Here is an 11,610-nt window from a genome sequence, read left to right on the forward strand (position 1 = left end):
ATACGTACAACTTCAAGCTGAGGCCAGTTTCCGCCTCCCGGTTTCCAGCAGCAGCGAGGCAGCGACCAGTGCCAGCGCGATGCCGGTCAGCTCGATCTGGCTCAGATGGAAATCCTCGAAGCCGGGGAAGATCAGCAGGATGCCGCCGACGAACAGCAGCGCCCGGTTGACCAGGCTGGCCCAGCCATCGCCGAAGCTGCCGAAGAAGGCGAGATAGCCCTGCGTCGCCGAGGCAATTAGCCATACGCCGGGGAAGGCGGTCGCCAGCACCAGCAGCACCTCGGGCGTCGTACCCTGGCCGATCAGCGCCGGGTTCAGCACGAAGAAGAAGGGCACGAAATAGATGATGCTGCCCAGCCGCATCGCCGCCAGGCCGGCCTTGATCGGCCCGGTGCCGGCAATGGTGGCCGCCGCGAAGGCGCCCAGTGCCACCGGCGGCGTGATGAAGGACACCATGCCCCAGTACATGATGAACAGATGCACCGCCAGCGGGTTCATGCCGGCCTGGGTCAGCGCCGGGGCCAGCACGATGGCCAGGAAGATGTAGCAGGCGGTGACCGTCATCCCCATGCCGAAGATGAAGCTGGTGATGGCACCCATGATCAGCAGCACGATGGTGGCATCGCCGGCGATGAACAGCAGGTCGTTCACCAGCGTGCCGGCAAGGCCGGTGGCCGAGAAGGCGCCGACGATCAGGCCGACACCCAGCAGCACCGACACCAGCTCAGCCAGCGAGCGGCCGATGGCCTGGATCAGGCTCACGAACCCGTCGAGCGACAGCCGGGTACGCGGGAAAATCTGGTTGATGATCAGCAGCAGGCCGGTGGCGTAGAACGGCGCCAACGTCTCCTGCCGGAACACCACCATCACGAAGATCAGCACCGCGAACACGAAGAGATACTGCCAGCCTTCGCGGAAGGTCTCGCGCAGGCTCGGCACCTCGGCACGCTCCAGCCCCTTCAGGCCGCGCCGTGCGGCATAGGAGTCGAGCTGCACGAACAGGCCGAAATAATACAGCATCGACGGCAGCGCCGCGGCCAGCGCGATGTCGATATAGGGAATGCCGAGGAAGGAGGCCATGACGAAGGCGGTCGTGCCCATCACCGGCGGCATCAGCACGCCGCCCGTCGAGGCGCAGGCCTCCGTACCGGCGGCGTAGGAGCGGGAGAAGCCAGTGCGCCGCATCGCCGGGATGGACACCACGCCGGTGGTCAGCACGTTGGAGATCACGCTGCCGCTCATCGAGCCCATGAAGCCGCTGGCGAAAATCGCGACCTTCGCCGCGCCGCCGCGGAACTGGCCGACCAGCGCCAGCGCCAGATCGTTGAAGAACCGGCCGCCGCCGGTCTGCTGCAGGGCAGCGCCGAAGACGATGAAGCCGACGACCAGTTCGCCAAAGGCCCGCATCGGGATGCCGAAGGAGCTTTCGCTGGAGATGATGTGGAAAGCGATCGTGTCTTCAAGTGGCAGCGGATAGCCCGAGATCGGCCCCGGCACCTTGTCGGCGAAGGCCGGATAGAGCGAGAACAGCAGCACGATGGCGAAGATGATGGTGCCGCCGGTGCGCCGCGTCGCCTCCAGGATCAGGACCCAGAACACGAAGGACAGGATCATCGCCGTCTGCGGGGCGGCATATTCCCAGCCGGCCGACAGCGCCTCCTCGCCGGTCCAGACGAAATAGCCGGCAACAGCCAGCGACAGCGCGCCGAGCAGGATGTCGTACCAGGGCACAGCCCCCTGGACGTCGCCCTTCCCGCGCAGCGGAAAGACGATATAGGTCAGGCAGAGGAAGATACCGGCCAGCGAATAAAGATAGCGGTTGTCCAGGACAACGAGGCCGAACAGCTGCAAATTGAACAGCTGGTTCACCGACAGCAGCACGGCGGCCAGCGTCAGTATGACGAAAACCGTGCGGAGCGGACCGTCGATGGTGCGGTACTGCAGAACGTCCGAAAGCGACTGGGCGCCGGCCGCGCCATCATTCTCTGCCGAGGTCATGTAAGCAAACCCTGCGCGAAGCGGAATAGATCAGCCGTGTAAGGAAAAAACGGCGCCCGGTGGTGTGCCGGGCGCCGTCCTTAAGCTCATGTGGATCAGTTATAGACCACGTCGAAGCCGCCGGCCTGCAGGGCCTTGGCACGGGTCTCCATCCAGGCCTTCTTGAAGGCCTCGTCATCGCTGATGTTCTTGGCGGTGACCTCGGCCCAGGCCTTCTTCAGCACCTGCTGACGCTCGATCAGCTTGTCATTGTGCTGCTGATGCTCGTCTTTCCAGACGCCGGCTTCCTTCAGATAGGCGATGGCGCCCTCATGATAGGGAACGGCCCACTTCAGGATCTGCCGGTCCAGCGCCCAGCCATTGATGCCCGGCGCAGCGCCCTTGTACTTCGGGAACTGCTCGATCATCGCCCTGGTCATGGAATAGGCGAGGGCCTTGTCCTGGGTCGGATAGGCAATCAGGATCGGATAGGGATAGGCAGCACCCTCATGCGGCTTTTCCGCCGACAGGCCGGCACCGACCGTGCCCATGTTCGGCGCGAAGAACGGCGCGTTCGCCTGCAGGCGCTTCCAGCCTTCCTTGTCGCCATGCGGCAGCGGCGGCCAGAACAGGCCGCGCGGCGAGGCTTCCAGCTGATAGGCCTTGCCCGAGGTGGTGGAGGCGAAGGCGGCGTCCGCCTGGCCGTTCACGATGCCGTCCCAGGACGGGCCGAAACCCCCGAACTCAACTTTCACCACATCATCCCAGGTGAGACCGCCGAAGGCCAGGATGGCGCGGACATTCTCGTTCAGCGCCGGGGCGCCGACGACCCAGGCGACGCGCTTGCCCTTCAGGTCCGCGATGGTCTTGATGCCGACATCGGCGGCGACGCCGACCGACAGGTTGCCCTCGCTGTTGGAAGCAAGCAGCACGCGGTTCTCCTGCGGGCCCCACTCCTTGCTGCCGAACTCGAACACGCCTTCCTGCGCCATGAAGCTGGCGCCGACGCCGGTGGCGGAGAAATGCACCTTGCCGGCGCGCAGCGGCACCTGGCGGGAAACGTCATTCTTGCCCGGCAGCACGCGCAGGTCGGTGCCATAGGCATCCTTCAGCGCCTTGCCGATGGCGACGGACTGGTTATAGCCGGCGGAGCCGACGTCATAGGCCGTCCAGGCGATGGTCGAGGGCAGATCGACCTTGCCCTGGGCAAGCGCCGGGGCACCGGCGGAGAACACGACGCCGGCTGCCAGAACGGCACCCCAGACGGATTTCGAGCGCAAATATGTCATGGATAGGCAACCTCCCTAAAGGTACCGGCCGCTTCGGTTCTTTTCGGCTTTGCCGACTGCGGCCGCGTTTTCGTTTCATGGTCCGCACTCCCCCTCATGGCCTCGTGGGGAATGCAATCTTATTCACTCCCCTGCCGCGAGCGGGCATTTGCGGAATTGAATTTCACACATCAAAAATAGCCAGCACGGCTGCTATCCGCAACAGCCAACTTGAAAAGCCGGGAAATGCCGTGGAGCATGCCCGGCCAAAGAAACAGGAGGATACCCCCAATGCTGAAAGCCGACTTCGCCGGAAAACGCGCCCTGGTCACGGGCGGCGCGTCGGGTATCGGGCTGGCCACTGCCCGGGCGCTGGCTGCCTGCGGTGCCGCCGTTGCCGTGAACCATCTGGCGGACGATCCGCGCGGGCCGGAGGCCGTTGCCGCGATCCGGGAGGCCGGCGGCACCGCGCTGACGGCGCCGGGCGACGTGTCCAATCCGGAACAGGCGGCGGCGATGGTGGAGACGGCGGCAAAGGCGCTGGGCGGGCTCGACATCCTCATCAACAACGCGGCGACGCCGGGCTCGCTGGAGCCGATCCCCTTCGCCGACCTCGACGCGATGACCGAGGAATTCTGGGGCAAGCTACTGTCCACCAACCTGGTCGGCCCGTTCCGCTGCACCCGCGCCGCCGTGCCCTACCTGCGCGAATCGCGCGGCTGCATCGTCTCCACCGCTTCCATCGCCGGCATGGGAGGCAATGCCAGCTCGCTGGCCTATGGCGCTGCTAAGGCGGGCCTCATCAACCTGACGCGCAACCTCGCCAAGGCGCTGGGACCGGACATCCGCGTGAACGCGGTCGCCCCCGGCCTCACCCGCACGCCTTGGACCGACACCTGGCCCGACGAGCGCAAGGACCGCTCTGTCGCCAACACCATGCTGCTGCGCATGGTGGAGCCGGAGGATGTGGCCGATGCCATGGTCTATCTCTGCGCCAACAAGGCGGTGACCGGCCAGACCGTGGTGGTCGATTGCGGCCGGATGTTCTGACTGCCCTCAACTTGTCACCCCCGGGCTTGACCCGGGGGTCCAGGGGCCACGTGTTGTAACGTTCCAGGCAGGGCACCGCCCCTGGATTGCCGGGTCAAGCCCGGCAATGACATTAGAGAAAATTCCTACCCTGCCCCGTACCTACCCCGACCAGGTTCGGTAGCGGCGCGGGGCGGACAGATATTCCAGAACCCGGTGATTGTTGGTGTCGCTGACCAGCAGCCGGCCGGACCCGTCCGCGGTAATCCCGGCCGGTTCAGCCAGTGGCAGGCACAGCGAATCTTCGCACAGGAAGCCGTCATCCAGGTCGCGCACGGTGCGGTCGGCGAAATCCACCACGCGCAGCGCGTTATTGTAGCTGTCGGCAACCAGCAGCCCGCCTTCCGGTCCGGCCTCCTCCCACCAGTCGAGGCCGAGGCAATGCTGCAGCCGCGCGCTGGCATAGTCGCCATTCACATGGCCGAACTCGAACAGCCCCTGGCCGACAAGCGTCTCGACCACCGGCCCTTCCGGCGTGCTGCGCACGGCCCGGACCGAGGAGGTTTCGCTGTCGGCGAAATAGAGCGTGCCGCCATCGGGCGACAGGGCGAGGCCGCTGGGCTGCGCCAGCGTCGCCTCCGCCGCCGGCCCGTCGGTGATGTTCTCGCCGCCGCTGCCGGCCAGCCGGACCACTTCCGCGCGGGCGAAATCGATATAGCCAAGCTGGTGGGTGCCGGCATTGGCGAAATACAGCGTGCCGCCGGACAGCGCCAGATCCCAGGGCGAGGCCAGTTCCGCATCGGCGAAGGGCACCGCACTTTGCAGCACGTAGCCACGCCGGCCATTGCCAGCCAGCGTTGTCACCTGCCCGGTCTGGCGGTCGATACGGCGGATCGCGTGGTTGCCAGTATCGGCGACATAGATCGCCCCGGTATCGGCGGCCAGCCCCTGCGGATCGCGGAAGCGCGCCCGGTCCGCCGGCCCGTTGGCGAATCCCGCCTCGCCGCTGCCGAAGCGCATCAGCTCCCGCCCCTCATCGTCCAGGATAACGATCTGATGGTGCCCGGAATCCGCCAGCATCCACAGCTTGCCGGGACTATCCGGCGCTTCCGGCAGGGGCTTGATCTTCCCGGGAAAGCGGAACCGCGCCGAGGGCATCCTCTCCGGTTCCACGTCGAGCGGACGCGGTCGCATCACGCCCTTGCGGCGATAGTCCTTCAGCGTCTTTTCGACGACTTCCTGCAGCCGCTCCGCATCCGGCTCGCCGGAATGCTGGCCGATCACATAGCCGTCCGGCGAGACAAAGATCAGCGTCGGCCAGGCCCGCACCGCATATTCCTGCCACAGCAGGAAGTCCGGATCGTGCACCACCGGATGGACGATGCCATGGCGCGCGATGGCGTGGCGGACATTCCCCGGCTCGCGTTCGGCGGCGAATTTCGGCGAATGCACGCCGATCACCGCGACATCCTCGGGGAAGGCCTGTTCCAGCCGCTTCAGCGTCGGCAGGATGTGCAGGCAGTTGATGCAGCAGAAGGTCCAGAAATCCAGGATCAGCAGCTTGCCGCGCAAATCCGCCAGCGACAGCTTCTTCGGCACGTTGAACCAGGCCAGGCCTGGGCGGTCGATATCGGGCGCGCGGACGGCGGCGGCAGGCATCGGGGCTCCTGTCGTTTCGGACAGCGCCAATTTAACCGCTAGATCCCGTCAGGCGGGAAAAAATTGCTGCCGCCTGGCCTCAATACAGATGCTGGCCGCCAGTAACGAAAATCTCGGTGCCGGTGACATAGCCGAACTGGTCGGAACACAGCGCAAAGACAGTCGAGGCGACATCCTCCGGCTTGCCGAGCCGGTGCATCGGGATGCGCGGCACCAGCATCTCGTACTCCGGCGACAGCATGGCAGTCTCTATCTCGCCCGGCGCCACCGCGTTCACCCGGACGCCCAGCTGCGCGAAATCGGCCGCCATCTCGCGGGTCAGCGCTGACAGCGCTGCCTTCGAGGTGGAATAGGCCGACCCGGCGAAGGGATGGATCGAATGACCGGCAATGGAGGTGATATTCACGATCGAGCCCTTGCCCTTGTGCAGGGCGGCGGCGAAGCCGCGGGCCAGACGCAGCGGCGCGAAGCAGTTCAGCTCGAACACCTGCTGCCAGGCATCGATATCACCGTTCAGGCAGCCCAGCCGTTCCTTGAAGTCGGTCTTGGGCGACCAGCCGGCATTGTTGATCAGCGCATGCACCGGCCCGCCATCGAGCAGCGCCGTCGCCTCGTCGATGAACGCCTTTACGCTGGCGGGGTCGAACAGGTCAGTCGGGATATGCGCCGTCCAGTAGGGATCGCGCTGGCATTCGGCCGGCGCGGCATCGCGGCTGCAGGTGATGATCTTCCAGCCCCGGTCGCGGAAATAGCGCGCGGTGGAATGACCGATGCCCCGGCTGGCGCCGGTGACGATGCAGGTCTTCGCCTGTGACAGGTCCGGGGCGGAGAGGTCCGGGGCAGGCTCGGCCTTATGGTCTATCGGGCAGGCATTCTCGGACATGGCGCACTCACAGGGGTATGGGGCGGAAGCTTCGGCGGCGCAGCATATACCATCGCCGGGACGAGCGGGAGATATTGCGAGCGATTCTCAATTAATTTCCGGCAGGCCCAGCGCATCCCTTGCCGCCGCCAGGGAGGCTTCCTTGCCCCCGCCGGTATCGATCCTGCGCCAGCCTTCGGGCGGCCTGATCCGCGCGGCCTGCGCGCGCACCACGGTGGATGTCGCGTCCGAGGCATCGCCGCGCCTGTTATCGACGCGCTCTTCCAGAAGGCGCTGTGGTGCCTCCAGCCACAGACCCTCGAAGGGTACGCCGGCCTTCGCCGCAACATTGGCGATGCCGTCACGCTGCCAGTCCTCGCCATAGACCGCATCGGCGATCACCGCATGGCCCTGCGCCAGCACCTCCCCCGCCAGCCGTGCGATCTCTGCAAAGACGCGGCGCGAGACCTCCGGCCTGTAGGCTTCCTGTGGCAGAGGATCGGTTTCCGCCACGCCGAACAGACGTTTGCGGATCACGTCGCTGCGCAGGATCACGGCACCCGGCGCCACGCCCAGAGCTGGAGCCAGTTCGCGCGCCAGCGTCGATTTGCCGGTGCCGGACAGGCCGCCAACCGCGACCAGTCGCGCCGGGGATGGGTCAAGATAGGACAGGGCCAGGTCGAGATACGACCGCGCCTCGGCCGCCACTTTTTCCCGCTTTTCCCCCTCAAGCCCGTCCACGAGCCGCGCCGTCACATGGGCGCGGATCGCCGCCCGGCAGGCCAGCATCAGCGGCAGAGCGGCCAGCCCGTCATAGCCGGTCCGCGCCAGATAGCGGTTCAGCACACGGTTGGCGTGCCCGCGCAACCCCCGATAATTGAGGTCCATCAGCAGGAAGCTGAGGTCATAGAGCGTATCGATGAGGGCGAAATCGTCGTTGAACTCGATACAGTCGAACAGCGTCGGCCGCCCGTCGATCAGGCAGATATTGCGCAGATGCAGATCGCCATGGCAGCGCCGCACATGACCGCCATCGCGCCTGTCGTCCAGCACCTTGGCCACCCGCTTCAGCGCGGCCCGGCAGCCCTGATTGACCCGTTCGATCAGCCCTGCATCGAAGACCGTGCCGATGGCGCGCTCCAGCTCCGCCGCATTGCCCTCGACATAGCCCCGGAAGGCTTTTGCCCCTCCCCGCCCCGGCGCGGTTTCCGCCGCCTCATGGAAACCGACGATGGCATCGGCCAGCCCGTCCATCAGCGGCTCCGTGAGATCGCCGCGTTCGGCCATGGTGTCGAACAGGGCAGACTGGTCGAAGCGCCGCATGACCACCAGCCAGTCCAGCGCCTCCCCCTCTTCCTGCCCCAGCACCAGCGCGCCGCTCGGCAGGCGCCGCACCGCCTGCACTTCCAGATAGAGGTCCGGCGCGGTGCGGCGGTTCAGCGCCAGCTCCGCCTCGCAGAAGGACCGGCGCTTTTCGACGGTGGAGAAATCCATGTAAGGAAAATGCACCGCCTTCTTCAGCTTGTAGGCCCGCTCGCCGGCCAGGAAGACATGGGCAGTGTGGGTCTCCAGCCGCTCCACCGGCCCTGGCCCGCCATAGGTCTCCGGCCGCGACAGGAAATCGATGACCGGCTGCTGCAGGTCGTCGGTCATGTGCCCGCCGGCGCCGGCGGGTTATCCCGTGGCGCATCCGGGATACCATGCGGGTCCTGATGGACGATGACATCGGCGCCGGGAAAGGCCGCCTCGATCTTCGCCTCCACCGCATCGGCAATGGCGTGCGCTTTGGCGAGGCTGGTGGTCCCGTCCAGTTCAAGATGCATCTGGATGAACCGGTCCGGCCCGGCGGCGCGGGTGCGCAAATCATGGACGCCCAGCACGCCGGGATGATCGCGCGCCATTACCAGGATCGACCGGCGTTCCTCGTCCGGCAGTTCGCGGTCCATCAGCATGTCCAGCGCCTCGCCGCCGATGCCGCGCGCGTTCCAGACGAGATAGAGCGCGATGCCCAGCGCGAAGACCGGATCGGCCAGTGGAAAATCGAACCAGCCGGTCAGCACCAGCGAGGCGATGATCGACAGATTGATCAGCAGATCGCCCTTGTAGTGCAGGCTGTCGGCGGAGACGACCAGCGAGCCGGTGCGGCGGATCACATGGCGCTGGAAGGCCACCAGCGCCAGCGTCAGCAGGATCGAGAACACCATGACCGCGATGCCGATCTCCTGCTGCGCCACCGGCTGCGGCGACCACAGCCGGCGCACCGCCTCCACGCTCAGGAACAGCGCCGAGCCGACGATGAAGGCGGCCTGCCCCAGCGCGGCGATGGGTTCCGCCTTGCCATGGCCGAAGCGGTGTTCCTTGTCCGCCGGGGTCAGGGCCTGGCGGATCGCCACGAAGGCGACGATGGAGGCGAAAGCATCCAGCACAGAATCGATCAGGCTGGACAGCAACGCCACCGATCCGGTCAGCAGCCAGGCCGCCAGCTTCGCGGCGATCAGCACCAGCGCCACCGACACCGCCGCATAGCTCGCCAGCCGCATCAGGCGGCCATTGGCTTGGATCGATGCGGGGGCGTCAGTCATGCGCGGTCCTGATTAGGGATACAGTTTCTCCGTCGCCCAGCCATTCCCGGCCGGCTTGTAGATCAGCCGGTCATGCAGGCGGAACGGCCTGTCCTCCCAGAACTCGAAATAATCCGGGCGGATGCGGAAGCCCGACCAGTAGGGCGGGCGCGGAATGGTGCCGACCGGGTACTTGGCGGCATATTTCGCCACCGCCTTCTCCAGCGCGAATCGGCTTTCCAGCGGGCGCGACTGCTGCGAGGCCCAGGCGCCGATCTGGCTCTGCCGGGGGCGGCTGTGGAAATACTCGTCGGCCTCGGCGTCGCTGACCTTTTCCACCGGCCCCTCGATCCGCACCTGGCGGCGCAGCGACTTCCAGTGGAACAGCAGTGCCGTCTGCGGATTACCGAGGATTTCCGTGCCCTTGCGGCTTTCGTAATTGGTGTAGAAGACGAATCCGGAAGCATCGAACCCCTTCAGCAGCACCATGCGGATCGATGGCCGGCCTTTCGCATCGACACTCGCCACCGCCATGGCGTTGGGGTCGTTGATTTCCTTCTCCTTCGCCTCCTCGAACCAGCGGGCGAACAGGTCGAAGGGGTCGTCATGCTGTGTATCGCTCATCGGGGGTCGCTCATGTGCTCGGGCCTCGGCATCGTGCGGGTCGCGGTTAAGGTAGTCAGACCATGCCGCCGGGTCCAGCCAACAACGGCAGGACAGTTATGCAAAGGCAAAGCTGGACTGTAAAAAATGCCGTTGGAACAGGGGCCGGACTCACTATCTTGTGGGGGCAGACGCCGCCCTACGTTAATATCGTATGAAATCTGGTCGGGCAGCGCCTGCCGGAACCCCTTTTCAGGTTGTTATCGAGATGATGAAGAAAACCGCCCTTGCCCTGTCCGCCCTGCTGCTGCTTGCAGCCTGCGAGAACGGCAATCACGAGAACAAGCAGACCGCCGGCACCATCCTGGGCGGTATCGCCGGCGCAGTCGCCGGTTCGCAGATCGGCGGCGGCAAGGGCCGGCTGGCGGCCGTGGCCGCAGGTGCGCTGCTGGGCGGCTTCCTTGGCAACCAGATCGGCCGCGACCTGGACGAGGTGGACCGCCAGCGCGCGAACCGGGCGATGGACCGCGCGCAGGCCGCGCCGGTCGGCGAGACCATCACCTGGAACAACCCGAACACCGGCAATTCCGGCAGCGTGACGCCGGTGCGCGAGGGTACCTCTGCCAGCGGCGAATATTGCCGCGAATTCCAGCAGACCGTCACCATCGGCGGCAAGAGCGAGAATGCCTACGGCACCGCCTGCCGCCAGCCCGACGGCAGCTGGAAGATCGTCGAATAACCGGCGGGAACAGGACCAACGATGCGCGATCCCTATGACGTGTTGGGCGTGGCGCCGAACGCGTCTCAGGCTGACATCAAGGCGGCGTTCCGCAAGCTTGCGAAGAAGTACCACCCGGACGTGAATGCCGGCGATCCGGATGTGGAGCGCAAGTTCAAGGAGGTGAACACCGCCTACAACCTGCTGTCCGACACCGACAAGCGCGCCAAGTACGACCGTGGCGACCTGGATGCGGAAGGCAATGAGCGGCGCTTTTCCAGCGGCGGCTATCGCGGCACGCGCGCCGGGACGCGCGCCAGCTCCGGCCGGTCGCGCGGCCCCTTCGGCTTTGGCGGGTCCAGCGGCAGTGCCGAGGATTTCTTCTCCGAATTCTTCCGCGCCGCCGGCATGAAGCCGGAGGATGTGAAGGCCAGCGCCGGCCAGGCGGGCGCCGGGGCCGCCGGAGCCGGGACGGCTGGTGCTGGAGCAAGTGCCGGGGCCGGCACGCGGACCCGCGATACTGAACGCGGCGCCGAGGTGCGCTACAAGCTGGATATCGAGTTCCTGGAGGCCGCCGCCGGAGCCAAGAAGCGCGTCACCTTCCCGGATGGCAAGACGCTGGAGATCACCATCCCGTCCGGCACCGAAAGCGGCCAGACACTGCGCCTGAAGGGTCAGGGCCGGCCCGGCAGCCATGGCAGCCCGCCCGGCGATGCCTTCGTCGAGGTGACGGTGAAGCCGCACCATTATTTCGAACGCCGGGACATCAACATCTATCTCGACCTGCCGGTCACACTGCAGGAAGTGGCGCTGGGTGCCTCTGTCCCGGTGCCGACCATCGACGGCAAGGTGCAGCTGCGCATCCCGGCCAACTCCAACGGCGATACCACCCTGCGCCTGAAGGGCAAGGGCGTGCCGGACCGCAAGAGCGGC

The 11,610-nt window shown here is 66.2% G+C and carries 10 protein-coding genes; 3 read left to right on the forward strand and 7 right to left on the reverse strand.

Annotation, left to right across the window (positions count from 1 at the left end):
• Positions 1–12: 12 nt before the first annotated feature.
• Positions 13–1,998, reverse strand: coding sequence for a TRAP transporter permease (locus tag MK313_RS12780; protein ID WP_121217007.1), 1,986 nt, complete (start codon positions 1,996–1,998; stop codon positions 13–15).
• Between the two features lie 95 nt (positions 1,999–2,093).
• Positions 2,094–3,266, reverse strand: coding sequence for a TAXI family TRAP transporter solute-binding subunit (locus MK313_RS12785; RefSeq protein ID WP_121217005.1), 1,173 nt, complete (start codon positions 3,264–3,266; stop codon positions 2,094–2,096).
• 270 nt (positions 3,267–3,536) lie between these two features.
• Between MK313_RS12785 and MK313_RS12790 the strand changes: the two genes are divergently transcribed.
• A complete protein-coding gene (locus tag MK313_RS12790) occupies positions 3,537–4,295 on the forward strand; it encodes an SDR family NAD(P)-dependent oxidoreductase (RefSeq protein WP_287781949.1) in 759 nt (252 codons plus the stop codon).
• Between the two features lie 141 nt (positions 4,296–4,436).
• On the opposite strand, the gene MK313_RS12795 is transcribed toward MK313_RS12790, so the two are convergent.
• The 5 genes from MK313_RS12795 to pdxH form a co-directional block, all read right to left on the reverse strand.
• A complete protein-coding gene (locus MK313_RS12795; protein ID WP_287781951.1) occupies positions 4,437–5,933 on the reverse strand; it encodes a thioredoxin-like domain-containing protein in 1,497 nt (498 codons plus the stop codon).
• Between the two features lie 79 nt (positions 5,934–6,012).
• Positions 6,013–6,816, reverse strand: a complete 804-nt coding sequence (locus MK313_RS12800; protein ID WP_008942720.1) for an SDR family NAD(P)-dependent oxidoreductase — start codon at positions 6,814–6,816, stop codon at positions 6,013–6,015.
• An 87-nt stretch (positions 6,817–6,903) separates the two neighbouring features.
• On the reverse strand, positions 6,904–8,448 hold the full coding sequence (locus MK313_RS12805) for an AAA family ATPase (protein ID WP_287781953.1): 1,545 nt from the start codon (positions 8,446–8,448) through the stop codon (positions 6,904–6,906).
• A complete protein-coding gene (locus MK313_RS12810) occupies positions 8,445–9,377 on the reverse strand; it encodes a cation diffusion facilitator family transporter (RefSeq protein ID WP_287781980.1) in 933 nt (310 codons plus the stop codon). The genes MK313_RS12805 and MK313_RS12810 overlap by 4 nt, the downstream gene beginning before the upstream one ends.
• Before the next feature lie 12 nt (positions 9,378–9,389).
• Positions 9,390–9,980 carry a pyridoxamine 5'-phosphate oxidase gene (gene pdxH, locus MK313_RS12815; protein WP_008942723.1) on the reverse strand — a complete coding sequence of 197 codons (591 nt, stop codon included), beginning with the start codon at positions 9,978–9,980 and terminating at the stop codon, positions 9,390–9,392.
• Positions 9,981–10,227: 247 nt separating this feature from the next.
• Here pdxH and MK313_RS12820 point away from each other — a divergent pair, with 247 nt between their 5' ends.
• Together MK313_RS12820 and MK313_RS12825 are read left to right on the forward strand one after the other, a co-directional pair.
• On the forward strand, positions 10,228–10,698 hold the full coding sequence (locus MK313_RS12820; RefSeq protein ID WP_008942724.1) for an RT0821/Lpp0805 family surface protein: 471 nt from the start codon (positions 10,228–10,230) through the stop codon (positions 10,696–10,698).
• A gap of 21 nt (positions 10,699–10,719) precedes the next feature.
• A partial coding sequence (locus tag MK313_RS12825; RefSeq protein WP_287781983.1) for a J domain-containing protein occupies positions 10,720–11,610 on the forward strand: 891 nt, incomplete at its 3' end.

Origin of the sequence: Oceanibaculum sp. (assembly GCF_022449305.1) — a bacterium.
Lineage (GTDB): Bacteria > Pseudomonadota > Alphaproteobacteria > Oceanibaculales > Oceanibaculaceae > Oceanibaculum > Oceanibaculum indicum.